This is a genomic window from Buttiauxella sp. S19-1, assembly GCF_022134725.1.
GTDB lineage: Bacteria > Pseudomonadota > Gammaproteobacteria > Enterobacterales > Enterobacteriaceae > Buttiauxella > Buttiauxella ferragutiae.
Genome location: NZ_JAHWLU010000014.1, coordinates 18,527 through 44,480, shown reverse-complemented (window position 1 = coordinate 44,480; position 25,954 = coordinate 18,527). Strand labels below are relative to the sequence as shown.

The 25,954-nt window shown below is 51.8% G+C and carries 23 protein-coding genes; 17 read left to right on the top strand and 6 right to left on the bottom strand.

Going from position 1 to position 25,954, the window contains the following annotated elements; genetic code table 11:
- Positions 1-62: 62 nt before the first annotated feature.
- The 4 genes from MES37_RS05580 to psiE all read left to right on the top strand — a co-directional run bounded on the left by MES37_RS05580 (position 63) and on the right by psiE (position 4,153).
- Entirely contained in the window at positions 63-701 is a 639-nt protein-coding gene (locus tag MES37_RS05580) for a YjbF family lipoprotein (protein WP_064541274.1), read from the top strand.
- A 38-nt stretch (positions 702-739) separates the two neighbouring features.
- Positions 740-1,516, top strand: coding sequence for a capsule biosynthesis GfcC D2 domain-containing protein (locus MES37_RS05575; protein WP_074388496.1), 777 nt, complete (start codon positions 740-742; stop codon positions 1,514-1,516).
- Positions 1,516-3,612 (top strand): YjbH domain-containing protein, encoded by a 2,097-nt coding sequence (locus MES37_RS05570; protein WP_064541270.1) that lies wholly within the window; start codon positions 1,516-1,518, stop codon positions 3,610-3,612. Before MES37_RS05575 ends, MES37_RS05570 begins: the two co-directional genes overlap by 1 nt.
- A 133-nt stretch (positions 3,613-3,745) precedes the next feature.
- The gene (gene psiE / locus MES37_RS05565) at positions 3,746-4,153 is read left to right on the top strand and encodes a phosphate-starvation-inducible protein PsiE (protein ID WP_064541267.1); all 408 of its coding nucleotides are present in this window, start codon (positions 3,746-3,748) and stop codon (positions 4,151-4,153) included.
- Positions 4,154-4,249: 96 nt separating this feature from the next.
- Here the strand turns inward: psiE and malG are convergent, their stop codons facing one another.
- The 3 genes from malG to malE form a co-directional block, all read right to left on the bottom strand.
- Positions 4,250-5,140 carry a maltose ABC transporter permease MalG gene (gene malG, locus MES37_RS05560; RefSeq protein WP_034492378.1) on the bottom strand — a complete coding sequence of 297 codons (891 nt, stop codon included), beginning with the start codon at positions 5,138-5,140 and terminating at the stop codon, positions 4,250-4,252.
- Positions 5,141-5,152: 12 nt separating this feature from the next.
- Positions 5,153-6,697 carry a maltose ABC transporter permease MalF gene (gene malF, locus MES37_RS05555; protein WP_064541264.1) on the bottom strand — a complete coding sequence of 515 codons (1,545 nt, stop codon included), beginning with the start codon at positions 6,695-6,697 and terminating at the stop codon, positions 5,153-5,155.
- 168 nt (positions 6,698-6,865) lie between these two features.
- Positions 6,866-8,056 carry a maltose/maltodextrin ABC transporter substrate-binding protein MalE gene (gene malE, locus MES37_RS05550; RefSeq protein ID WP_064541261.1) on the bottom strand — a complete coding sequence of 397 codons (1,191 nt, stop codon included), beginning with the start codon at positions 8,054-8,056 and terminating at the stop codon, positions 6,866-6,868.
- Positions 8,057-8,445: 389 nt separating this feature from the next.
- Between malE and malK the strand changes: the two genes are divergently transcribed.
- From malK to ubiA, 5 genes are all read left to right on the top strand, one after another.
- A complete protein-coding gene (gene malK, locus MES37_RS05545; protein ID WP_064541259.1) occupies positions 8,446-9,555 on the top strand; it encodes a maltose/maltodextrin ABC transporter ATP-binding protein MalK in 1,110 nt (369 codons plus the stop codon).
- 44 nt (positions 9,556-9,599) lie between these two features.
- A complete protein-coding gene (locus MES37_RS05540; RefSeq protein WP_064541256.1) occupies positions 9,600-10,916 on the top strand; it encodes a maltoporin in 1,317 nt (438 codons plus the stop codon).
- A 144-nt stretch (positions 10,917-11,060) separates the two neighbouring features.
- Positions 11,061-12,035: a maltose operon protein MalM gene (gene malM, locus MES37_RS05535; protein WP_064541254.1), complete on the top strand. Its 975-nt coding sequence runs from the start codon at positions 11,061-11,063 to the stop codon at positions 12,033-12,035.
- A 316-nt stretch (positions 12,036-12,351) separates the two neighbouring features.
- Complete coding sequence (gene ubiC, locus MES37_RS05530) at positions 12,352-12,861, top strand: chorismate lyase (RefSeq protein WP_064541251.1); 510 nt, start codon at positions 12,352-12,354, stop codon at positions 12,859-12,861.
- On the top strand, positions 12,861-13,733 hold the full coding sequence (gene ubiA / locus MES37_RS05525) for a 4-hydroxybenzoate octaprenyltransferase (RefSeq protein WP_064541248.1): 873 nt from the start codon (positions 12,861-12,863) through the stop codon (positions 13,731-13,733). The genes ubiC and ubiA overlap by 1 nt, the downstream gene beginning before the upstream one ends.
- A 93-nt stretch (positions 13,734-13,826) precedes the next feature.
- Here the strand turns inward: ubiA and plsB are convergent, their stop codons facing one another.
- Positions 13,827-16,256, bottom strand: a complete 2,430-nt coding sequence (plsB, locus tag MES37_RS05520; protein WP_064541244.1) for a glycerol-3-phosphate 1-O-acyltransferase PlsB — start codon at positions 16,254-16,256, stop codon at positions 13,827-13,829.
- Between the two features lie 126 nt (positions 16,257-16,382).
- On the opposite strand from plsB, the gene MES37_RS05515 reads away from it, so the two are divergent.
- From MES37_RS05515 to MES37_RS05500, 4 genes are all read left to right on the top strand, one after another.
- The gene (locus MES37_RS05515) at positions 16,383-16,751 is read left to right on the top strand and encodes a diacylglycerol kinase (RefSeq protein WP_133523047.1); all 369 of its coding nucleotides are present in this window, start codon (positions 16,383-16,385) and stop codon (positions 16,749-16,751) included.
- A gap of 108 nt (positions 16,752-16,859) precedes the next feature.
- A complete protein-coding gene (lexA, locus tag MES37_RS05510; RefSeq protein WP_064541238.1) occupies positions 16,860-17,468 on the top strand; it encodes a transcriptional repressor LexA in 609 nt (202 codons plus the stop codon).
- Between the two features lie 68 nt (positions 17,469-17,536).
- Positions 17,537-18,871, top strand: coding sequence for an MATE family efflux transporter DinF (gene dinF / locus MES37_RS05505; protein WP_064541234.1), 1,335 nt, complete (start codon positions 17,537-17,539; stop codon positions 18,869-18,871).
- A 273-nt stretch (positions 18,872-19,144) separates the two neighbouring features.
- Positions 19,145-19,354 carry a CsbD family protein gene (locus MES37_RS05500; RefSeq protein ID WP_064541231.1) on the top strand — a complete coding sequence of 70 codons (210 nt, stop codon included), beginning with the start codon at positions 19,145-19,147 and terminating at the stop codon, positions 19,352-19,354.
- Between the two features lie 142 nt (positions 19,355-19,496).
- On the opposite strand, the gene zur is transcribed toward MES37_RS05500, so the two are convergent.
- On the bottom strand, positions 19,497-20,012 hold the full coding sequence (gene zur, locus MES37_RS05495; RefSeq protein ID WP_064541227.1) for a zinc uptake transcriptional repressor Zur: 516 nt from the start codon (positions 20,010-20,012) through the stop codon (positions 19,497-19,499).
- A gap of 109 nt (positions 20,013-20,121) precedes the next feature.
- Between zur and MES37_RS05490 the strand changes: the two genes are divergently transcribed.
- The 3 genes from MES37_RS05490 (at position 20,122) to dusA (ending at position 23,199) form a co-directional block, all read left to right on the top strand.
- Positions 20,122-20,625 carry a cupin domain-containing protein gene (locus MES37_RS05490; protein WP_064541224.1) on the top strand — a complete coding sequence of 168 codons (504 nt, stop codon included), beginning with the start codon at positions 20,122-20,124 and terminating at the stop codon, positions 20,623-20,625.
- 172 nt (positions 20,626-20,797) lie between these two features.
- On the top strand, positions 20,798-22,105 hold the full coding sequence (locus MES37_RS05485; RefSeq protein WP_237930334.1) for a conjugal transfer protein TraF: 1,308 nt from the start codon (positions 20,798-20,800) through the stop codon (positions 22,103-22,105).
- A 95-nt stretch (positions 22,106-22,200) separates the two neighbouring features.
- A complete protein-coding gene (dusA, locus tag MES37_RS05480) occupies positions 22,201-23,199 on the top strand; it encodes a tRNA dihydrouridine(20/20a) synthase DusA (RefSeq protein ID WP_237930332.1) in 999 nt (332 codons plus the stop codon).
- Positions 23,200-23,412: 213 nt separating this feature from the next.
- On the opposite strand, the gene MES37_RS05475 is transcribed toward dusA, so the two are convergent.
- Entirely contained in the window at positions 23,413-24,396 is a 984-nt protein-coding gene (locus tag MES37_RS05475) for a quinone oxidoreductase (RefSeq protein WP_064541218.1), read from the bottom strand.
- Positions 24,397-24,474: 78 nt separating this feature from the next.
- Here MES37_RS05475 and dnaB point away from each other — a divergent pair, with 78 nt between their 5' ends.
- Positions 24,475-25,881, top strand: coding sequence for a replicative DNA helicase (gene dnaB / locus MES37_RS05470; RefSeq protein WP_064541215.1), 1,407 nt, complete (start codon positions 24,475-24,477; stop codon positions 25,879-25,881).
- Positions 25,882-25,954: the final 73 nt, after the last annotated feature.

Here is a 25,954-nt window from a genome sequence, read left to right as displayed (position 1 = left end):
TTCACGGGTGATTTAACCCTAACCACACTTCGGTGTGGTTATTTCGAATCCGGGAAAACCTCGTGCAGCGACTCGCAACTTTTCTTGTCTGCCTGTTACTTCAGGCCTGCTCCGACACCACTCAAGGTCTTGGTACCTCGCTTTGGCACAGCATTGTGGGTGAGGACGGCGTGCAGCTAACCCATGACGAAATCCAGAATATGCGCTACGCCAGCCAGTACATGCGCCTCAATAACGGCCCGCAAATATTCGTCGTGCTGGCGTATGACGAAAATGGCCAGCAAAAGTGGGTCACGCAAGACCGGGCGATGGTCGTCACTGAAAATGGCCGCATCGTAAAAACCACCGGTCTTGGTGACAACCTCCAGCAAGTGACCAATATGGCGAGCGACCCGCTGGCAAAAGCGAATCAAATTGTCGATGGCATAAGCTGGACGCGGCAAATGGCCTGGACCGAACACCAGCAAGTACGCATGGCTTCGGCGCGTTCAACGTTTACCTGGGACGGCACCGACACGCTGAACGTGGCTGAAAGCACCACGCCGGTGCGCATTCTTGATGAAGAAATCACCGCGCTTGATAAAACCTGGCATAACCGCTTCTGGATAGACAGCGCAGGCCAGGTACGCCAGTCAAAACAATATCTTGGCCCTGATTATTGGCCTGTCACCACGATTCTGTTGAAGGCGGCGAAAGAATGAAAATAAAAGCTATGACGCGTTCTTCAACCACATGGTGGATGACACTACGTTTATCCACCCTACGGTTTTGTAGGTCGGATAAGCGCAGCGTCATCCGACGGGTTTTAGCGGCATTTTGCTTATCCACCCTTCAATTTAGCGCTTACGCCGCTGGAAATGTGACGATTTATCCACAAAATCAAACCATTAAAAACGTAGAACGGCTGGCCGACTTAGTGACTCAACCTTCATTGGCGAACGCCTGGTGGCCGGGTGCGGTGATAAGCGAAAAGCAGGCAACGGCGGTGGCTGAACAACAACACCAGAAATTACTGGCTTCGTTGAGCGCATTAGCCGCCGGGGAAGACGGTGATGATGCGGCGGCAATTAACGGTGTGCGCCAGCAAATGCAGGCCGTTCACGTTACCGGACGCCAGTTTGTTGATCTCGACCCCGACTGGGTACGCGTGCATCCGCGGGCCAATGTCCCGCTGCAAGGTGATTACAGCCTGTGGGCAGGAGTGCAGCCGGCCACCATCACGCTGGTGGGGTTGGTGAGTTCACCAGGGGCGAAGCCTTTTGTGGCAGGGCGCAGCGCGGATGAATATCTCGATGGCATCGACAAACTCAGTGGTGCCGATCGCAGTTTTGCATGGGTTATCTATCCAGATGGCAAAACGCAAAAAGCGCCAGTCGCCTACTGGAATAACCGCCACGTCGAACTCACGCCGGGAAGCATCCTGTTTGTCGGCTTTAAAGAGCGCCTGCTTAATTCTGATTTTGAACAAATGAATCAGCAAATCCTTCACTCTCTGACGCATCGGAGACCGGATTGATGAAGAAGAAAACGCTCTACAGTTTGCTGGCGCTGGCAGTTTCATCGGCTTGCCAGGCTGAAACTTTCCCGGCTCCTGTTGGCCCATCGCAATCGGATTTCGGCGGCGTCGGTTTGCTGCAAACTCCCACGGCCCGCATGGCGCGCGAAGGGGAATTTAGCCTCAACTATCGCGATAACGATCAGTACCGCTTTTACTCGGCTTCAGTGCAATTGTTCCCATGGCTGGAAACGACGCTGCGCTACACCGATGTGCGCACCAAACAGTACAGTAGTGTCGACGCTTTCTCGGGCGACCAGACCTACAAAGATAAAGCCTTCGACATGAAAGTCCGTCTTTGGGAGGAAGGGTATTACTTGCCGCAAGTGGCGGTAGGGTTCCGTGACTTAGGCGGTACCGGGCTGTTTGACAGCGAATATATCGTGGCGAGCAAAGCCTGGGGGCCGTTCGATTTTACCCTCGGAATGGGCTGGGGTTACATGGGCACCAGCGGTAACGTGAAAAATCCATTCTGCGAAGTGAGCAATGGTTTTTGCTATCGCGATAACAGCTACAACCAGGCCGGTTCGTTCAACTTTAGCGGCATGTTCCATGGCCCTGCATCATTGTTTGGCGGCATCGAATACCAGACTCCGTGGCAACCGCTGCGCCTGAAACTGGAATACGAAGGTAATAATTACACGCAAGATTTTGCCGGGAAACTCGAACAGCGTAGCAACTTTAACGTCGGTGCTATCTACCGCGTCGCCGATTGGGCCGACGTTAACGTCAGCTATGAGCGTGGCAATACCCTGATGTTTGGCGTCACGTTACGCACTAACTTCAACGATTTGCGCCCAGGTTATAACGATAATCGCCGCCCGCAATATCAGCCGCAACCACAAGATGAAATTTTGCAACCGACGGTGGTGGCGAATCAGCTCACGCAGCTCAAATACAACGCCGGTCTGGCGAACCCGAATATTCAGGTAAAAGGCGATACCTTGTATGTGACTGGCGAGCAGGTGAAATACCGCGACTCCCACGAAGGGATTGAGCGTGCCAACCGTATCATCATGAACGACCTGCCGGAGAATATCCGCACGGTTCGCATTACCGAAACGCGTCTGAATCTGCCGCAGGTAACGACAGAAACAGACGTTGCGAGTCTGCGCGATCATCTTGAAGGTGAGCCGCTGGGGCATGAAACGCAACTGGTACAAAAGCGCGTTGAGCCGATCATTCCTGAGAAAACCGAGCAGGGTTATTTCATCGATAAATCGAAGCTGAATTTCGCGATTAACCCGGTGCTCAACCAGTCTGTCGGCGGGCCAGAAAGCTTCTATATGTATCAGGTTGGCGTGATGGGCACTGCCGACTGGTGGGTGACGGATCACTTGCTGACCACCGGCAGTCTGTTTGCCAACATCGCCAATAACTACGACAAATTTAACTACACCAATCCTCCGAATGATTCGACGTTGCCGCGTGTACGTACTCACGTCCGTGATTACGTCGAGAACGATATTTACGTCAACAACCTGCAAGCTAACTACTTCCAGTATTTGGGCAACAGCTGGTATGGACAGGTGTACGGCGGTTATCTCGAAACCATGTATGGCGGGGTTGGGGCGGAAGTGTTGTATCGTCCGGTCGACAGTAACTGGGCAATTGGTGCCAATGCCAACTACGTCAAACAGCGTGACTGGACCAGCTCGCTGGACATGATGAAGTTCACCGACTACAGCGCGCCAACTGGCCATATCACCGGTTACTGGACACCACCGTTTGCCGAAGATGTGCTGGTTAAACTCAGCATTGGCCAATATCTGGCAAAAGATAAAGGCGGCACGCTGGAGATCTCGAAACGCTTCGACAGCGGCGTGGTGGTGGGGACGTACGCGACCATTACTAATGTGTCGAAAGAAGAGTACGGGGAAGGGGATTTCACCAAAGGTTTCTACGTCAATGTGCCGTTGGATCTTTTCTCATCATCACCAACCCGCAGCCGCGCGCAAGTGAGCTGGACACCGCTGACGCGTGACGGTGGGCAGATGCTGGGTCGTAAGTTTGAGTTGTATGGGATGACGAGCGATCGGGATATTAATTTCAGGTGATCATGCCCTCACCCTAACCCTCTCCCCCAGGGAGAGGGGCCGGGGTGAGGGGGCAACATAAGCAGAAAAATTAGATTCAGATCACAGTTTTAACGTATAACAACACCTCGATACCCAAACATGAGGCGTTCTTATGACAACCACCCCCCGCGTTGAACTCATCGCTAAAGTTATGCAAACGGTCCTCAATCTGGCGTTGCTTGCGCTCGGCGTAATCCTCATCATCTTCCTGGGTAAAGAAACGCTGCACTTAGCCACCTCGCTGTTTGCGCCCAGCGATCAAGCCAGCAAGTATCAGCTGATTGAAGGGCTGGTGGTTTACTTTCTTTACTTCGAATTTATCGCGTTGATCGTGAAGTACTTTCAATCCGGTTATCACTTCCCACTGCGTTACTTTATCTATATCGGCATCACCGCCATTGTGCGGCTTATCATCATCGACCATAAAGATCCGCGCGATGTATTGATCTACTCGGGGGCGATTTTGTTACTGGTGATCACGCTGTGGTTGTGTAATAGCAGTCGCTTAAAACGAGAATAAAAAAAGGCGGCCCGAAGGCCGCCGGAAATGAGACTAAGTCAAATTGAGGGTTTGCAGTGGCATGACATAAGATGAAGCAATAACTGACAGGAAATCTTATCCTTTCACCCCTCCCGCCGTCAGGCCGCTCACTAGCCAGCGTTGCGCCAGTAAGAACACGACGGTAATCGGGATGGCAGAGAGCACAGCGGCAGCAGCAAAGTCGCCCCACAAATAGTTTTGTGGGTTGAGATATTGCTGCATACCTACCGCCAGGGTGTAGCTGTTGACGTCACGCAGTAACAATGACGCGACTGGCACTTCGGTAATCGCGGCGATAAACGACAGAATAAATACCACTGCCAGAATTGGCACAGACAGCGGCAGCAACACCAGGCGGAAGGCTTGCCATGGAGTTGCACCATCCAGCGCTGCCGCTTCTTCCAGCGAGTTATCGATAGTTTCGAAGTAGCCCTTAATCGTCCACACATGCAGCGCAATACCGCCAAGATAGGCGAAGATCACCCCACCGTGCGTATTCAAACCAATAAACGGAATGTACTGGCCGAGGCGGTCAAACAAGGCATACAACGCCACCAGTGACAATACCGCCGGGAACATCTGGAAAATCAGCATCCCTTTGAGCAACGTGGCTTTGCCAGGGAAACGCATACGGGCAAACGCATAAGCACAAGTGGTTGAAAGCGTGACAATCCCCAGCGCGGTAATCGCCGCAATCTTGATGGAGTTCCACAGCCACAACAGCACCGGGAACGGCGGTGGCGTGACGCTGCCATCGGCATGTTGCACGCTAAAGCCCAGTGCTAATTTCCAGTGCTCCCAGGAGATTTGATCCGGGATCAGGCTGCCAGTGGCGAAGTTACCCGGGCGCAGTGAAATCGCAATCACCATCAGCAGTGGGAACATAATTGCCGCGATAAATATCAGTAGTAGCAGATGCGTGGTAAACAGACGCAGCTTTTGAGATTTGGGTTGAACCATTGCCATGTGAATCGCTCCTTAATCAAACTTCATGCGGGTGGCTTTCAGGTTAACAATCGCTAATGCCCCAACCAGCAGGAAGATAAGCGTTGCGATAGCCGCCGCTAAACCAAAGTCCTGGCCGCCACCGCCTTCAAAGGCAATGCGGTAGGTGTAGCTCACCAGCAAGTCCGTGTAGCCCGCAGGCGTTGTGGTACCGAGCCTGTCTGGCCCGCCATTGGTTAACAGCTGAATCAGCACGAAGTTGTTAAAGTTAAAGGCAAAGCTGGCAATCATCAGCGGTGTCAGCGGCTTAATCAGCAGCGGCAGCGTGATTTTAAAGAAATTCTGGAATGGGCCTGCACCATCCATTGCCGAAGCTTCGTATAAGTCGTCCGGAATCGCTTTCAACAAGCCCATGCACAAAATCATCATGTATGGATAACCGAGCCAGGTATTGACGATAATTATCATGGAACGTGCGGTGGTTGGGTCGCTAAACCAGGCGGGTTTGATACCAAACAGTGAGCTCAACATCATGTTGATTTCACCGAAACTTTGGTTGAACAACCCTTTGAAAATCAAAATAGAAATAAACGACGGTACCGCGTATGGCAGGATCAACATCACGCGATAAATCGCTTTGCCTTTCAGGGATTCCCACTGCACAACACACGCCAGAATCATGCCGACAGCCACGGTGAGAATCACCGTCAGGATTGAGAAGATCACCGTCCAGACGAAAATCGCCATAAATGGTTTTTGGATGCCTTCATCGTGGAACACACGTAAGAAGTTTTTCCAGCCGATGGTGACGGTGTAGCCCGGGCTTAATTGCTCGTTGCCCCAGTTGCCTTCGGCGTTAACAGACTGATAGAAACCAATATCGTTATTCGGGCGGTATTTAACGCCGCTTTGGTTGTTGGTCAGCTCACCGTTATCCGCCGCCGTATACAGTGGACGGGTGCCGGAAAACTGGCGCAGGGAACTCATGGTCAGCGTGCTTTCATCTGGCATTTGCGCGGTGATTTGCGTCAATGCCGCGCGGTTTTGCGTAATCACGCGCAGATTGGCTTTTTCGCCCGTTGGCAGCGCATCCGCTTCTTTCAATTTCAGGTGCTGCTCGCCGCCAAATTTAAAGGCGTCGGAGAGGTAATTTTTGCCAGTTTCTCCGTCGGTGAGGGCCAGTTGCCACTCATCGCCCGCCGGATAAAGGCCGAAGTTAAAGGTTTTGCCCGCCTGATATTGGCGGTCCATCAGCACTTCCTGTGCCCGTTCCTGGGTCAACTGGTTGGTGCTGCTGTAGTTGGTGAAGGCGATGGCGATGGTACAAACCAATGGGAACAGGACAAACAGCCCCATACCAGCCATTCCAGGGTAAACATAACGCCAGGCATAAGCCTTACGGTTGGCAAAAATATAGAGGCCAGCTGAGCTTAAAATCAGCGTCATGATGGCAAACAGGTACTCCCCCTGGGCGTACATTATGACAATAAGATAACCAACCAGCAGTCCCATCAGGCCGATGACTGACCACTTCAGTACATCGCTTTGCCACCAGTGGCTCTTTTTAACAACATCCATGGGGTCTTCCTCTACCTCTACAACTTATCATCTGAAACCACCCTCACCCTAACCCTCTCCCTGAGGGAGAGGGGATTGCGCGGTTCTCACCGTCCCCTGAGCTGGAGGGGATTGCTCGGTTTTCGCCCTCGCCCCAACGGGGAGAGGGCCGGGGTGAGGGGGAATGACTTACTTAGTAATACGTCCCTGAGCATCTTTCAGCGCTTCATCAACAGTCTGACGACCGCTAACTGCGTTGATGACGGCGGTGCGTGTGGCATACCAGAAGGCGGCCATTTGCGGGATGTTAGGCATGATTTCGCCTTTTTGGGCGTTATCCATGGTGGCGGCGATACGTGGATCTTTCGCCAGTTGATCCTGGTAAGATTTCAGAGCAACTGCGCCCAATGGCTTGTCTTTGTTGACTTCAGCCAGGCCCTGGTCGGTCATCAGGTAGTTTTCCAGGAACTCTTTCGCCAGTTCTTTGTTCGGGCTAGCCGCATTGATACCGGCACTCAGCACACCAACGAACGGTTTAGATGCTTTGCCTTTGAAGGTTGGCAGCAGCGCTACGCCGTAATTGATTTTGCTCTTATCGATGTTGGACCATGCCCACGGGCCGTTAATCGTCATCGCGGTTTCGCCTTTGTTAAAGGCCGCTTCTGCGATGGAGTAATCGGTATCCGCATTCATTTGTTTGTTTTTAATCATGTCGACCAGGAAGGTCAGGCCCGCTTTCGCGCCTGGGCTGTCCACGCCGACATCTTTCACGTCATATTTGCCGTTTTCGAGTTTGAACGCGTAACCACCGTCAGCAGCAATCAGCGGCCAGGTGAAGTACGGTTCTTGCAGGTTGAACATCAACGCGCTCTTACCTTTGGCTTTCAACTGCTTATCCAGCGCCGGGATTTCTTCCCAGGTTTTTGGCGGGTTAGGGACTAAGTCTTTGTTATAAATCAGAGAGAGTGCTTCAACCGCGACTGGGTAAGCAATGATTTTGCCGTTGTAACGAACTGCGTCCCAGGTAAACGGATACAGTTTGTCCTGGAAAGCTTTGTCTGGAGTGATTTCGGCCAGCAGGCCAGATTGTGCGTAACCACCGAAACGGTCGTGCGCCCAGAAGATAATGTCAGGGCCATCGCCGGTCGCCGCGACTTGTGGGAATTTCTCTTCCAGTTTGTCCGGGTGCTCGATGGTCACTTTAATGCCCGTGTCTTTCTCAAACTTTTTACCCACTTCGGCCAGGCCGTTATAACCTTTGTCACCGTTAATCCAGATGACCAGTTTGCCTTCTTCTATTTTTGCCAGTGCAGAGGCGGAAAACATCATCGTTGTCAGGGCAGACAGAGCGAGGATGCGGGCGCCAGTTTTAATTTTCATATGTTCCCATCCTTTGAATGGTGGTTTGCGCGTGGATACATCAGGTCAAGCTAGTGGCGTTACGGTTGCCAGTTTGCGCAGATGGCAAGTGCTTCTCATCCTCCTTAGCCCTACGCCCCACCCCGATTATCTGTGATCCCCATTACATAACTGGCAGTTATGTGTCCTGGAGCACACAAAACCACCCGGTTTTTTGAAACCACGATCACGAAAATCTCTTGTGCCGACTGTAACCGGTTGCAGAAACTCACTTCTCATCCTCCCGCCTCCTCCCCCATAAAAAACATCAGGGTGGAGGAGTTACCAAATGTATAGATCCGTCATAGTCCGACACATCTTGAATCACCTGCCCATTAGCATCGTGACGGAATGAATGAAGGGAGAAGTACATGGCAAGCGTACAGCTACGGAACGTAACAAAAGCCTGGGGGGATGTGGTGGTATCGAAAGATATCAATCTGGACATCCAGGAAGGTGAGTTTGTAGTTTTTGTTGGTCCGTCAGGCTGCGGTAAATCCACACTGTTGCGCATGATCGCTGGGTTGGAAACCATCACCAGTGGTGATTTGTTCATTGGTGAAACTCGCATGAACGACATTCCTCCCGCAGAGCGCGGTGTTGGCATGGTGTTCCAGTCTTATGCCCTGTATCCCCATCTTTCTGTTGCAGAAAACATGTCCTTTGGGCTGAAGTTGGCCGGTGCCAAGAAAAGCGAAATTAATCAGCGAGTCACACAAGTTTCAGAAACGTTGCAGCTGGCCCATTTATTAGATCGCCGCCCAAAAGCACTGTCTGGCGGACAACGTCAGCGTGTTGCCATTGGCCGTACGCTGGTGGCAGAACCGCGTGTCTTCCTGCTCGATGAACCACTTTCTAACCTTGATGCGGCACTGCGTGTGCAGATGCGTATTGAGATCTCCCGACTGCACAAGCGTCTTGGACGCACCATGGTTTATGTCACCCACGATCAGGTCGAAGCGATGACGCTGGCCGACAAAATTGTGGTACTGGACGCAGGCCGCGTGGCGCAAGTTGGTAAACCGCTCGAGCTGTATCACTACCCGGCGGATCGTTTTGTTGCGGGCTTTATTGGCTCGCCAAAAATGAACTTCCTGCCAGTGAAAGTGACCGCCACTGCGATTGATCAGGTACAGGTTGAATTACCAAACCGTCAGCAAGTTTGGCTGCCGGTAGAGAGCAAAGAAGTCCAGGTCGGCGCCAATATGTCTCTGGGCATTCGCCCGGAACATCTGCTGCCAAGCGATATCGCTGACGTCACGCTTGAAGGCGAAGTTCAGGTGGTTGAGCAACTCGGTCATGAAACTCAGATTCACATCCAAATCCCCGCCATCCGTCAGAACCTGGTGTACCGCCAGAATGACGTGGTGTTGGTAAAAGAGGGTGCCACATTCGCTATTGGCTTGCCGCCAGAGCGTTGCCATCTGTTCCGTGAGGATGGCACTGCATGTCGTCGGCTGCATCAAGAGCCAGGTGTTTAAGCATTCCCATAAAAAAGAAAAGCAATGATTCAGGAGATAGAACGATGATTACTCTGCGCAAACTCCCACTGGCAGTTGCCGTAGCAGCAGGCGTTATGTCTGTTCAGGCTCTGGCTGTGGACTTCCACGGTTACGCCCGTTCTGGTATCGGCTGGACCGGTAGCGGCGGACCACAAGAATGCTTCCAGGCAACTGGTGCTCAATCTAAATATCGTCTGGGTAACGAATGTGATACTTACGCAGAAATTAAATTAGGCCAGGAAGTGTGGAAAGAAGGCGATAAGAGCTTCTACTTCGACTCCAACATTGCCTACAACTCATCACAGTTGAACGACTGGGAAAACGATAACACTCCAGCCATCCGTGAATTCAACGTGCAGGGTAAAAACCTTATCGATTCTCTGCCAGGCGCAAACATGTGGGCAGGTAAGCGTTTCTACCAACGTCATGACGTTCACATGATTGACTTCTACTACTGGGATATTTCTGGTCCTGGTGCGGGTCTGGAAAACATTGATGTCGGCGCAGGCAAACTTTCCTTCGCGGCCACTCGTTCTACAGAGTCTGGCGGTTCTTCTGCGAATGCGGAATTCGACCCGGCTACTGGCGAGCGTACATATAACAATAAAGTACCAAACGACGTGTTTGACGTGCGTTGGGCTGGTTTAGAAATTAACGACGGCGGCACACTGGAGCTGGGCGTTGATTACGGTCACACCAACATTCCTGACGATTACTACCTGGAACCAGGTGCGTCGAAAGATGGTTGGATGCTGACTGCAGAACATACGCAAAGTATGTTGAAAGGCTTTAACAAATTCGTTGTGCAGTATGCAACTGACTCTATGACTTCGCAGGGCAAAGGCCAGGCGCAGGGCGGTAGCGTTAACAACGACGGCAGCATGATCCGTGTCCTCGACCACGGCGCAATCACGCTGGCAGACAAATGGGACCTGATGTATGTCGGTATGTACCAGAACCTGGATATGGATGATAACCAGGGGACTGAATGGTACACCATCGGTATTCGTCCAATGTACAAATGGACGCCAATCATGAGTACCTTGCTGGAACTTGGCTACGACAACGTGAAATCCCAGGAAACTGGCGATCGCAACGGTCAGTACAAAATTACTCTGGCACAACAATGGCAAGCAGGTGACAGCATCTGGTCACGTCCAGCACTGCGTCTGTTTGCAACTTATGCCCGTTGGGATGAGCAGTGGGGTTACGCGAAAGACGCTAACGGCGACGCCACTCGCTTTGCCATCGCAGACAACACTGGTAACGGTAACTTCTCTACCAGCCGCGGCGATAACGACGAGTTCTCCTTCGGTGCCCAGATGGAAATCTGGTGGTAATACGGCTTTAACCTAATGTTATGAAACGATGAGGGGTTCGCCACTGAGCCCCTCGTTATTACCCTTGTATGCCAATGCCTGTTTCGATGGAAAGCGCTATTGCCTGGCTAACTTTCCACCGATTTCCCATTGAGGTTGATAACAATGAAAATGAAAAAAAGTCTCCTGGCACTCTGCTTATCCGCAGGGTTGTTTGCAAGCATGCCTGGCTTAAGCCTGGCCAATGTTAATATCGTGCCGCAGGATCTTTCTGCTGCACCTGCTATCCCGTCTTCCGCATTGCAACAGCTGCAATGGATCCCGGTTGATCAAACCCAAACCCAAAAGACTAATCTCGCAACCACCGGCCAGAGCTTGAATGCCGGTGATATCACCGGGCCAGTTGCGGCCTACAGCGTACCGGCAAGTATCGGGGAGCTGACGATTACGCTCTCAAGTATCGTGAATAAAGATACGGTATTTGCACCAAACGTGTTGGTATTTGACCAAAACATGACGCCTGCTGCTTATTTCCCATCGGCTTTCTTTGCCTATCAGGAACCGGGAGTGTTGTCTTTAAATCGCCTGGAAGGCGTCATGAAATTAACCCCAGCATTGGGGCAACAAAAACTTTATTTGTTGGTGTTCACCACCAATAAAGACCTGCAACAAACCACCACGATGGTTGACCCTGCAAAAGCCTATGCCAGGGGCAACGGTAATGCGGTACCAGATATTCCTGATCCGATTGCACGCCATGGTACTGAAGGTGAAATTTCACTTAAGGTCAAAACTTCTTCAAGTTCCAGTATTTTAGTTGGGCCGCTGTTTGGTTCATCAGGCCCAGGCCCGGTAACGGTCGGTAATACCGCCGCACCAGCCACCACTTACACTGCACCTGCGGCAGTGGCAACAACCGCCGTAGTGGCTCCAGCTCCGGCACCTGCGCCAGTAGTGGCTCCAGCTGCGAAAAAAGAGCCCGTGCTGAGTGATACGGAAACCTATTTCAACCAGGCAATCAAACAAGCAGTAGCCGCAGGTGATGTTGATAAAGCCCTGAAACTACTGGATGAAGCTGAACGCCTGGGCTCGACTACTGCCCGTAAAACTTTTATCAGCAGTGTAAAAGGCAAGGGGTAAGCGTTTCCCCGCAGTGCTGATGTTTGAGGTTTGGTGCGCTCACTGAGCGCACCTTTTTTTGCCCGTCATATTTCGAGCTGCCTCGGCGTTGGCTGCTCTCACTCACCCTAATCACTTACTCTAGTAAGCTCATAGGGATTCGTTCGTTTGCCGCCTTGATGCCACTCGAACTATTTAGGGCAACTTTGCTCCCGCTTCAAGCTGACTCCCAATTGCCGCCTTGATTCAACTCGAATGATTTAGAAGGTGTTTTGAATCCCCCGCTATACCCATTCTGCGTTACAATGACTGCCGGTTTTGTTTCGGAGAAATTCACATGTCTGACGCGCTTTCGCCACTGCGCGCCTTACGTTTTGAGGCTACGATTCCAGAGGAGCTGAGCGCATCGCTTCTTGACTGGTTGTTGCTTGAAGACTCAATGACTAAACGCTTTGAACAGTATTGTTCGCGAGTCACTGTTCGTATTGTGCGTGAAGGTTTTTTCGATTCACCTGTCGATTTTCCAGAAGCTGATATGATGCCTGAAGCCAAACGCTACTGGCTGCGTGAAGTTGTGCTCTGCGGTGACGATGAACCCTGGTTGCTGGGGCGCACCGTTGTACCAGAATCCACTCTTGAAGGGCCGGAGCTGGCTTTGCAACAGCTCGGCACCACGCCACTCGGGCGTTATCTATTTAGTGCATCATCCCTGACACGGGATTTTATTGAGATTGGTCGTAGTGCGGAGCTGTGGGGGCGTCGTTCCCGTCTGAGATTAGCCGGAAAGCCATTGGTGCTGACCGAACTATTCCTTCCCGCTTCGCCGTTGTATGCAGAGGAAAAATAATGGAGTGGAGTCTTAAACAGGGCAAATGGCAGGCCTGGCAACGCCTGATGAGGCTGGATAAGCCGATTGGCTCGCTTTTACTGTTATGGCCCACTTTATGGGCGTTATGGCTCGCGACACCGGGTGTCCCACCACTGACCATTTTATGTGTGTTTATCGCCGGAGTCTGGATGATGCGCGCCGCGGGTTGTGTGGTAAACGACTACGCCGATCGCAAGTTTGATGGTCACGTAAAACGCACCGCCCACCGTCCGCTACCGAGCGGAGCAGTCAGCGAAAAAGAAGCGCGTATCCTGTTTGTGGTACTGGTGTTGCTGTCGTTTTTACTGGTGCTGACGCTTAACACGATGACAATTTTATTGTCGGTGGCGGGGTTAGCATTAGCCTGGGTTTATCCCTTTATGAAACGTTACACCCATTTGCCACAAGTGGTGTTGGGTGCGGCGTTCGGTTGGTCCATCCCGATGGCATTTGCTGCGGTTAGCGAATCTGTACCGCTAAGTTGTTGGCTGATGTTTTTGACCAATATTTGCTGGGCGGTCGCTTACGACACGCAATATGCGATGGTTGATCGCGATGATGACCTGAAAATTGGCATCAAATCCACGGCGATACTGTTCGGGCGCTATGACAATGTGATTATCGGGATTTTGCAGATTGCGGTGATGGTTTTGCTGGCGGTGATTGGCTGGTTAAACGGATTAGGCGGGGCATTCTACTGGTCTATTGCGCTGGCGGGGGCACTGTTTATACATCAGCAGCGTTTGACGGCGAATCGCGATCGCGATGCTTGTTTCCGCGCATTCCTGAATAATAACTACGTTGGCCTGGTGTTGTTTATTGGCCTGGTGTTGAGTTACGTGCACTTCTAATATCAGAAATTAAATGGCGGATGACACTTCGTTTATCCGCCCTACAAGTCGAACCGTAGGGCGGATAAGCAATCGCGTCATCCGCCAGATTTTTTACTCAGTCGCAGCCTGCGACGTCGCACTTTCAATCGTCAAACGCACATCCGGCATGATCAGTTCTGCCAGCATCTGGTAGACCTTCATGGTTTCAGTAGGCTCTGCATCCCCGGTATCGCTGATATAGCCTTCATCACGTAAGGTTAAAACCAGCGAGGTGAAGACGGCTTTATCAAAGAACTCCGGTGCATTAATGCCATGCAAAACAGACAAACGCTGGGCAACGGTGCGGCTTTCGCGCTCCAGTGTCCCACGGTTAATCGACGGATTTGCGCTCAGCAGCCAGAAGGTAATCGCATAACGCTGTAGCGTTTCGCGAACACCTGCTGCCAGCAGCTGCATGGTGCGTGAACGAGCAGGATTAATCTGCACTTCATCGCCTGCCAGTGTCACCAGTTCCTGACGAACCAGTTCATTGAGCATGATGTCAATTTCACCAGCAAGTTCGGTCGTGCTCCAGCGCAAGAACAGTTCAGCCTTCAGCATCGGGTAAAGTAGCTCGACCTGACGCAGCAGTTCGTTACGGTCAATACGGCGATGTTGAGTAATAATTGCTGCCAGCAGAGAAGGCAACACCAGCATATGCAGGATGTTGTTACGGTAATATGTCATCAGAACCGCCTGCTCGCGCGGTAGAATGATGATGTCACCGATGGTGTCTTTCTCAACTTCAAACTTGTTCATCTGCAATGCGTGTTCAATCAGCGCTTCTGCTGGCTGGTCTGGTGCGGTCGCGTCCGGTGAATACGGCACATTACGCAACAGGCTCAGGTAGCAGTTGAGCTGCTCGGTCAGTTGCTCACGGGTAAGTGAACGCTGACGCGAGGCCAACAGCGCGGTACAGCACAGGTTCATGGCATTTGCCGCACCGGCATTGTTAATACGCACCATCAGTTCAGCGGCAATTTCATTGACCGTTGGCGTCAACCATGCCGGGCGGATGGCCTCAATCGGGTCGATTGAATCGCGCCACTCTGGAACACGCTGGTTCAGGAACGTCATCAGCGGCATCGGTTCGCCAAAGTTAACATAGCCCTGGCCGAGGTTACGCAGCTTACTCAGCCCGCGCACCATCTGCATGAAACTCTCTTTCTCTTTGGTCGCGCCACGCAGCTCTTTCGCGTAAGTCCCCACTTCCATTACATGCTCGTAGCCAATGTAAATTGGCACCAGGGTAATAGGGCGAGTACCGCCGCGCAGCATGGCCTGGATGGTCATCGACAGCGTGCCGGTTTTCGGGTCGAGCAAACGCCCGGTACGGGAACGGCCACCTTCCACAAAGTATTCAACGGAATAGCCACGGCTAAACAGCTCGCCCAGATATTCACGGAACACGGTGGAGTAGAGTTTGCTGCCTTTAAAGGTACGGCGGATAAAGAACGCACCGAGGCGGCGGAAAATCGGGCCGGCTGGCCAGAAATTCAGGTTGATACCCGCTGCGATGTGCGGAGGAACCAGCCCCTGGTGATAAAGCACGTAGGACAACAGCATGTAGTCCATGTGGCTGCGATGGCAGGGCACATAGACAATCTCGTGGCCGTCATGAGCCAGTTGGCGCACGCGTTCAGCGTTATGAACGTTGATGCCCTGGTACAAACGGTTCCACGTCAGACCTAACACGCGGTCAGTCAAACGCACGGCTTCATACGAGAAGTTAGCGGCAATCTCTTCCATCAAAGCAACAGCATTCTGCTGGGCTTTTTCATGGGAGATTTTCTTGCTGCGCGCTTCATCTTCTACTGCACGAGCAATAGCTTTTGAGGCCAGTAGCTTATTGAACAGATCCTGGCGTACCGGCAGACGCGGGCCGACAGTCGCTAAACGCTGGCGAGCAAAGTGCATACGCGCTACGCGAGCCAGTTTTTGGGCGATTTTTTTGTCTGTACCGTGGTCGGTTGCCATCTGGCGCAGCGAAACCGGAGCGGAGAAACGCACAAAGCTGTCGCGCCCAAGCCAGGAAACAGCGAAAAATTTCTGGACGCCGTTCAGCATCTTTAATGGCGGATTCACTTCGCCTTTTTCGCGCCCAGGGGAGCGGCCAAACATCACCGATACTGGCACCATCTGCACATCCAGATTTGGATTGCTGCGGTGTAAGTCGAGGTAATCGTGGAACAGTTTGATCGACTCTTCTTTTGGCGTGTAATAAGTGAAAACACGCGGGCCGCCATGGATAAAGACATAGCGCGGCAATACCGCACCGTCGATTTCTAACGGCTCGAGAGGGTCGGGCAAGTTATGCGCGAGACATTGTGCGCGCAGCGTTAATAAGTCCGCCTTGGAGTTATACGGCAGGACATACATAATCGGGCGTGTGGGATCTAAGCCCAGTTCGGCTTGTGGATCTGCCGGAATGGACTTGCTCTTTACCAGAACGCCTAATGGTAAATTAAGTAATTTGTAGTAGATTCTTGGCCAGCCTGACATAAACGATGTAAAGCCTCAGGTTAATGATGCAAATTCGCCGCAAGAATATCAGAATCTGGCTCAGATTTCTGTGGCGTTGCAATATAGATAAGCATTGACCCAAATAATTTGAAAAGGTTTCCCAAAATGGCGAGCAGTACCACTGGACTTACCCGTATCATCAAAGCCGCAGGCTACTCATGGAAAGGGCTCAAAGCAGCCTGGATTAACGAAGCGGCTTTCCGCCAGGAAGGGGTTAGCGCGCTCATCGCCATCGCCATCGCCTGCTGGTTAGATGTTGACCCTATCACCCGTATTTTACTGATTGGTTCTGTTGTGCTGGTCATGATTGTCGAAATTCTCAATAGCGCTATCGAGGCGCTTGTTGACCGTGTTGGTACCGATTACCACGAGCTTTCAGGACGGGCCAAGGACATGGGGTCTGCTGCCGTATTAATCGCCATTATCCTCGCAGTTATTACCTGGGTCACACTGCTTTGGCCGCATTTGCGATGATCTTTCCAGAATAGTTAAGTCCCTGGTTTTTTGCTCAATTTGTGGTTCCAAAATCGCCTTTGACTGTATATACTCACAGCATAACTGTATAAACACCCAGGGGGCGGAATGAAAGCGTTAACTACCAGGCAGCAAGAGGTGTTTGATCTTATTCGGGATCATATCAGCCAGACCGGCATGCCACCGACTCGTGCCGAGATTGCTCAACGTCTGGGGTTCCGTTCTCCGAACGCCGCTGAAGAGCACCTGAAAGCACTTGCCCGTAAAGGCGTCATTGAGATTATCTCTGGTGCGTCGCGCGGTATCCGCTTGCTGGTGGAAGAAGTTACCGGTATTCCGCTGGTTGGGCGTGTTGCTGCGGGGGAACCACTCCTTGCACAACAGCACATCGAAGGCCATTACCAGGTTGACCCATCACTGTTTAAACCAAATGCCGATTTCCTGTTGCGCGTTAGCGGGATGTCTATGAAAGACATCGGTATTATGGACGGCGACCTGCTTGCAGTTCATAAAACTCAGGATGTGCGTAACGGCCAGGTTGTGGTGGCGCGTATTGACGACGAAGTGACTGTTAAGCGCTTAAAGCAGCAGGGTAATACCGTTCATCTTCTGCCTGAAAATAGCGAATTTGAACCTATTGTGGTTGACCTGCGCGAACATAACTTCTCTATTGAAGGGTTGGCGGTTGGGGTAATTCGCAACGGCGACTGGCTGTAAACTTCTCCAGATGATGCGCTTTAATGCGCATCATCGTCTTAATTCTCTTATCTCTTCCTGGATTGGCCATGCGATTTTTCTCGACGGCTGACAGAGCTCTCTGGCGCCTCGCCTTACCCATGATTTTTTCCAACATCACCGTGCCTTTACTGGGCCTTGTTGATACCGCGGTAATTGGTCATTTGGATAGCCCTGTTTATCTTGGCGGTGTCGCTATTGGTGCGACGGCAACCAGCTTCTTATTTATGCTGTTGCTGTTTTTGCGCATGAGCACCACCGGTTTAACTGCCCAGGCATTTGGTGCCAATAATCCCTCTGCTTTAGCGCGTGCACTGGTTCAGCCCTTGCTATTGGCGTTAGGAGCAGGGGTGGCGATCGTCTTACTGCGTGAACCGCTGATATCCCTGGCCTTGCATATCGTCGGCGGCAATGAAGATGTTTTGTTGCAGGCCCGGCGATTCCTTGAAATACGTTGGCTTAGTGCGCCAGCCTCGCTTGCCAACCTGGTCTTGTTGGGCTGGTTGTTAGGCGTTCAGTATGCGCGTGCGCCAGTTATCTTGCTGGTTGTCGGAAACGTACTGAATATCGTGCTGGATGTGTGGCTGGTCATGGGGCTACACATGGATGTTCAGGGCGCGGCACTCGCCACCGTCACCGCAGAATATGCGACGTTTATCATTGGTTTGCTGATGGTGAAAAAGGTTATGGGTTTGCGCGGAATCAGCTTTGAGATGCTCAAAGAGTCCTGGCGCGGGAATGTGCGGCGTCTGCTGGCACTCAATCGCGACATCATGCTGCGCTCGCTGTTGCTACAGGTCTGTTTCGCCTCAGTCACTATCTTTGGCGCGCGGTTAGGTAGCGAAATCGTCGCGGTTAACGCCGTGTTGATGACGCTATTAACCTTCACCGCCTATGCGCTCGATGGGTTCGCCTATGCCGTTGAAGCCCATTCCGGGCAGGCGTTTGGCGCTAAAAACCGTGGTCAATTGCTCGAAGTATGGGGCGCTGCATGTCGCCAGGCGGGCTTAGTCGCTCTTATGTTTGCCACTGTGTATGCGCTGTTTGGTGAGCACATTGTTTCGCTTCTTACCTCTATCCCGGAATTGCAGCTACAGGCAGACCGCTACTTGCACTGGCAGATTGTTTTGCCCGTTGTTGGTGTCTGGTGTTATTTGCTGGACGGCATGTTTATTGGCGCAACGCGAGGTACGGAAATGCGCAACAGCATGGCGGTTGCGGCATTGGGATTTGGGCTGACGTTGCTCACCGTGCCTTATCTGGGAAATCATGGTCTGTGGTTATCCGTGGCTGTGTTCCTGGCTTTGCGCGGACTGTCTTTGGGATGGATTTGGCGTCGCCATTGGCGGGATAACAGCTGGTTCCCGGCTGGAACTCCTGGTTAGTTACAGCTCATAGTTAGTTACAACCCATAGTTAGTTACAACTTCTGACGCGTTTTTAATCGCACTCCAGTATGCTGATTTGCCACCTGATTTTGGGGCAAGTCAGCATCATTTCTGTTACTTCTGTGGTTCAATGTTCTTAGTTTTCCCCTCACAGCCATATCCTTGACTACAATTATTTCCACGTCCAGCAGATAGTGAGTGTCAGCCAAACGGCAGCACCTGGGCGTTGTTAACTATTAGCAGTTCTTAACCGAACGATGAGGATATTATTATGAATAAAGACGAAATCGGCGGTAACTGGAAACAGTTCAAAGGCACAGTAAAAGAGAAATGGGGCAAACTGACAGACGATGACATGACCGTCATCGAAGGGAAACGCGATCAGCTTGTCGGTAAAATTCAGGAACGCTATGGATATGCGAAAGATCAGGCAGAGAACGAAGTCGTTGATTGGGAAAAACGTAACGATTACCGCTGGTAATCTCATCCCTCAGATGTGTTAACTCTCATAGGCTAACCTGCCCTGGTACATGGATGTACCGATCCCCTCCATACTTCAAGCTACATCTTTTGGCTGCATTCACTTACCGCTTCAATGCAACTCGAATTATTTCGGGTTCAGGCTAGCGTGACTTCTTCTTACTCTGAATGGTGTGGTCATGCCCGCATTCTTCCGGGTGGCTACAGGCTTCAACTTCCGCACACGCGCTGCATAAACCATGCGCCTCAATGACATTGTGGTGTAGAGCAAATCCTGACTGGGCAGCCAGTTGATTCATAATATCTTCCACACCTTCCGCGCTATGCTCCTTCACCGCGCCACACCTGTCGCAAATCAACATCGCTGATGAGTGAGTCGGCTGATCAATCAGATGGCACAAAACATAGCTGTTGGTTGACTCGACGCGATGGACAAAGCCTTGTTCGAGAAGAAAATCGAGCGCACGATACACCGTCGGGGGTTTAGCTTGCGGTTCACTGGCGCGAAGTAAATCCAGCAAATCATAAGCGCTGATTGCACCCGCTTGCTGCGTCAATAAACGCAACACTTCCAGGCGTTGTGGTGTCAGGCGCACATTACGCTGTTCGCATAGTTTTTCAGCCTGCGCTAACACGTTTTGTGAAGTCGTGATGTCCATCAGCATTCCCCTGTAGATTAGCCCTACACTCTATCACAACGCGCAATAAACGCCGAGTGGTGCGCCATGCTGGCCACAGCCTTTTGAGATGACTATCCCGGAGTTTGCTATGAATAAACCTGATTGCATTCGTCACTGGAAAGAACTGGAAGGTGAAGATGACTCAACTTATCCAGACAGTACTGAATTGTTTTCCATTGGCGCGCCATTGGCTCGCAAACTTGGGCTAACACGCCTGGGGATTCACCACGAGCGCCTGCTCCCTGGTCGCCGGACGTCCTATCCGCATGCGGAAAGTAGCGAGGAAGAGTTTGCTTATGTTCTGGAAGGGCATCCACAGGTGTGGATTAACGGCCACCTTTACTCACTTGAACCGGGTGATAGTGTTGGTTTCCCAGCTGGGACGGGCGTCTGCCATACCTTCATCAACAACACCGAGCATGAAGTCCGGTTGCTAATTGTGGGTGAGGCCAACAAAGCCGAAAACCGAATTTATTACCCGCTAAACGCGAGCTATGCCGCACAACGCCAGGATCGCTGGATTGACCACCCGCCGCAGTTTTTTGGCCCACATGACGGCCATCCTTCACGAAAACCGAACGGTAAACTATAAATATGTTTACAGGGAATTTTTGAACTCATAATCCTGATGGAGAGAAACGGGATTTCGATGGGATAAACATCCCCCTTTTTAGCTTTTTATTCACAGCAATAGTCCGCCTCTGTTCAGTCATAACTGGCAGGGGCAAGTTATGAAATCTGATTAACAGACGGGCGAGCGGTGAATGAAAAAAATTAAAACTCTGGTGGCGTTCAGCGCCGCCTCTTTATTTGTGGCAAATCAAGCCAGTGCGGCAGGTACCTGGTCAGAAGCTCGTAGTGATGCAATGGGGGGGACGGGCGTTGCTTCAGCGAGTTATGGAAGTGGAGTGCTAACAAACCCTGCGCTGCTGGCAAAGGCAAAACAGGACGACTCAGTGACAGTTATTTTGCCCTCCGTGAGCGGGCAAATGACAGATAAAGATAACCTGCAGGATCAGATTGATGGCATTAGCGATACGGTCGATCAATACCAGAACGTTATCGACGATCTTACCCTGCAGGATATCCTTTTAAACCCAAATGGTTCACTTGGTCAGCTTCAGGGCGCTGCGGGGAGTTTGGCTGGCGAACTGGAAGATCTGCGAGGTAAAACAGCAAACGCGAAAGCCGGGGCGAGTATCGCAGTCAGTATTCCAAATGATGTGCTGTCGATGGCATTTGTCGCAAAAGCCTATGCGCGAGCACATGTGAGTTCCTCTATTGATCAACAAGATATTGATTATCTGCACAGCATCGCGAATTCCAGGGTTGTTGCCGGGGGAGTCGCACTAGATGCTGCCGTTAATGGCTCTGATGTTATCACCAGCAATCTCAACTCCACTGCATCTGGGCGCGGCGCAATTGTCTCCGACTATGGTGTGGCGCTGGCGAAACAGTTTGATCTAAACGGCGTGCCTGTCTCTGTTGGCATCACGCCGAAACTGCAAAAAACCTGGCTGTACAACTACACCACATCAATCTATTCCTACGACAGCAGCGACTGGAAAAATAGCCGCTATCGTAACGACGACACTGGCTTTAACGTTGATGCGGGTGTGGCAGCTGATTTTGGCGAAAACTGGACTGTCGGTCTGAGCGGCCAGAACCTGATTTCACATGACATTGATACCAAAGATATCTTGATCACTAATGGCAGGACGGGCGAAACCGTCAACTATAAAGACACTTATCAGATTCGCCCGTTAGTGACGGCGGGCTTAGCCTGGCATAACGATTTCATCACCCTTAGCGCCGACGGCGATCTCACCGAAACAAAAGGTTTCAAAAGCGAAGACGATTCACAGTACGTTGGCGTGGGCGCTGAAGTTACGCCGCTGCCGTGGCTTGCGGTGCGCGCCGGTTACCGGGCTGACGTCAAATCAAACGATAGCAACGTCTTTACCGGTGGGGTTGGCTTTGCGCCATTTAATCGCGTTCACATCGATTTAATGGGGCTGTACGGCGAAGACGAAACCTGGGGGGCAGGGGCACAGCTTAGCATGACCTTCTGATGAAAATAGCCGTCGGGACGAGCGAGTGTCCCGGCGCTGCTTTATGCTATAGTGGCGACCCTTTTTTAACCGTAGCCCGTAAACGCCCAGTGCCTATGTCCTCACAAACAAACCAGACCCTCTTCCAGCCACATCGTTTCTCTATTGCGCCGATGCTTGACTGGACTGACCGCCACTGCCGCTATTTTTTGCGTCAGCTTTCAAGCCAGACACTGCTGTACACCGAAATGGTGACCACCGGTGCGATCATTCATGGCAAAGGGGACTATCTGGCGTACAGCGAAGACGAGCATCCTATCGCGTTGCAGTTGGGGGGTAGCGATCCGGCGGCTTTAGCGCAATGCGCGAAACTGGCTGAAGAACGTGGCTACGACGAAATTAACCTCAACGTAGGTTGCCCATCTGACCGTGTACAAAATGGTATGTTTGGCGCGTGTCTGATGGCTGATGCCCAGCGGGTTGCCGATTGCATCAAAGCGATGCGCGACGTGGTTTCTATTCCCGTCACCGTCAAAACGCGTATTGGCATTGATGACCAGGACAGCTACGAATTCCTGTGTGATTTCATCGGTACAGTTGCCGGGAAGGGCGAATGTGAGAAGTTCATTATCCATGCCCGTAAAGCGTGGCTTTCGGGTCTAAGCCCGAAAGAAAACCGTGAAATTCCGCCGCTGGATTACCCGCGCGTGTATCAACTCAAGCGTGATTTCCCACACCTGACGATGGCCATCAACGGCGGTATCAAAACGCTGGAAGAGGCAAAAGCCCATCTGGAACATATGGATGGCGTCATGGTCGGGCGCGAAGCCTATCAGAACCCAGGCCTGCTGACCGCGGTTGACCGTGAAATTTTTGGTATTGATGCGCCGGAAGTCGACACCGTTGCTGCGGTTCGTGCCATGTATCCGTACATAGAGCGTGAACTGGCAAACGGCACTTATCTTGGCCATGTCACCCGCCACATGCTGGGCTTATTCCAGGGGATTCCGGGTGCACGCCAGTGGCGTCGTTATCTGAGTGAAAACGCCCACAAAGCCGGTGCCGGGATTGATGTCGTGGAACATGCGTTGTCATTGGTTGCGGACAAGCGCTAACTTTTGTCGGTAATAACCTGGCTAGTTGCTCAGGTATTGCGGAGTTGATCACAACCTCGCATCTTTCTGGCTAAGTTTGCAGGCTGTGGCGTATCAATTATTTACCAAATCTGACAATATTACTGGGTCACGAAAAACGAATTCATCGCGCTGTACCCTACATACCGTGCGAACAAAAAAAGAATGGGCTTCCCTCGGGAGGCCCAAATTCTTTTATGGAATCAGCAGACTAGAACCTTGCGTGCTACGGCTCTCCAGCGTTTTATGTGCCAAAGCGGCATCGCTTAAGGCGAATTTCTGGTTTTCAGCCACATCGACTTTTATCACGCCGCTGGCAATCAATGAGAACAGCTCATTGCAAGCTTCTTCCAGCTCTTCACGCGTGGTCACGTAACCATTCAGTGACGGGCGAGTAACATACAGCGAGCCTTTCTGGTTAAGAATCCCCAGATTCACCCCGGTAACCGGGCCAGATGAATTACCAAAACTCACCATCAATCCCTGGCGCTGTAAGCAATCCAGCGATGCCTCCCAGGTATCTTTCCCCACCGAATCATAAACAACTGCGACTTTCTTGCCGCCTGTCATCTCTTTTACGCGTTCGACAAGATTCTCTTCGCGATAGTTAATGGTTTGCCAGGCACCGGCGTTTTTGGCGCTTTCTGCTTTTTGCGCCGAACCCACCGTACCAATCAGTTTGGCACCCAGCGCTTTGGCCCATTGGCAGGCGATAAGACCCACACCACCGGCGGCGGCATGGAACAGGAAAACTTCGTTGGCTTTAATATCGTAGGTTTTACGCAACAGATAATAGACAGTTAGCCCTTTGAGGAATGACGCGGCGGCTTGTTCGAAAGAGATGGCATCGGGCAGTTTTGCGGCTTTATCCGCTGGCACGTTATGCACGCTGCTGTAGGCACCAAGCCCGGATTGCGCATAGACAACTCGATCACCGACTTTAAGATGCGTGACCGCACTGCCAACTTTACTGACGACACCTGCAGCTTCAGTACCGAGGCCACTTGGCAGCATCGGTGGCGGGTATAAACCACTGCGAATATAGGTATCAATGTAGTTGATACCAATCGCTTTGTTCTCAACTTGTACTTCATTTTCTGCTGGGGCGTTTGGGGTGAATTCAACAACTTTTAAGACTTCAGGGCCGCCATGTTGACTAAATTCAATGCGCGTTGCCATGAGAACTCCTTCTGTTTCCTCGGAGGGAGATAGAGTAAACTCTCGTTCCTCTTATCTGATTTTGGTAACTCCCTCACTATGGCAGGAAATAAACCCTTCAACAAACCGAAAGAACCCCGCGATCGTCAGATGGAAGGGCTGAAAATGCCGCCACATTCTCTGGAAGCGGAGCAATCGGTGTTGGGCGGTTTAATGCTGGACAACGAACGCTGGGATAACGTTTCCGAGCGCGTCGTGGCTAACGATTTTTTCAGCCGTCCACACCGCATGATCTTCACCGAAATGCAGCGTTTGCTCGAAATGAGCAAGCCCATCGACCTGATCACGCTTTCTGAGTCTCTGGAATTACAGGGCAACCTCGAAAGCGTTGGTGGTTTCGCCTATCTGGCCGAATTATCTAAAAATACGCCAAGTGCTGCGAACATCAGTGCTTATGCCGACATCGTGCGTGAACGCGCCGTTGTTCGTGAAATGATTGCCGTGGCGAATGAAATCGCCGATGCCGGTTATGACCCGCAAGGGCGTACCAGCGAAGATTTACTCGATCTGGCCGAGTCACGCGTGTTCCAGATTGCTGAGAGCCGCGCGAATAAAGACGAAGGCCCAAAAAGCATCGACCAAATCCTCGAAGCGACCGTTTCGCGTATCGAAACGCTCTTCCAGACCCCACACGATGGTGTGACGGGCGTGGATACGGGCTACCATGATCTGAACAAAAAAACGGCCGGTCTACAGCGTTCCGACCTCATTATCGTGGCCGCGCGTCCATCGATGGGTAAAACCACGTTTGCGATGAACCTGTGTGAAAACGCCGCGATGTTGCAGGAAAAACCGGTGCTGATTTTCAGCCTCGAGATGCCAGGCGAGCAGATCATGATGCGTATGCTGGCGTCGCTGTCACGCGTCGACCAAACCAAAATCCGTACCGGCCAGTTGGATGATGAAGACTGGGCGCGTATTTCGAGCACCATGGGCATCTTGCTTGAAAAACGCAATATGTACATTGATGACTCATCAGGCCTGACGCCAACGGAAGTGCGATCACGTGCGCGCCGTATCTACCGCGAACATGGCGGCCTGAGCCTGATCATGATCGACTACCTGCAATTGATGCGCGTGCCGTCGCTTTCCGACAACCGTACTCTGGAAATCGCTGAGATTTCGCGCTCGCTAAAGGCGCTGGCAAAAGAGCTACAGGTGCCGGTCGTCGCGCTCTCGCAGCTTAACCGCTCCCTGGAACAACGTGCCGATAAACGCCCGGTCAACTCCGACTTACGTGAATCCGGCTCCATCGAGCAGGATGCCGACTTAATCATGTTCATCTACCGGGACGAAGTTTATAACGATAACAGTGACGAGAAAGGCATCGCGCAAATCATCCTCGGTAAACAGCGTAACGGCCCAATCGGCACCGTGCGCCTGACGTTCAACGGGCAGTTCTCACGCTTTGATAACTACGCTGGCCCGCAATACGACGAAGACTAAATCCTCGTCATCCTTCGTGCCACAACTGCGTTGGCTGCGCTCACTCGCCCGAATCACTTACTTGCGTAAGCTC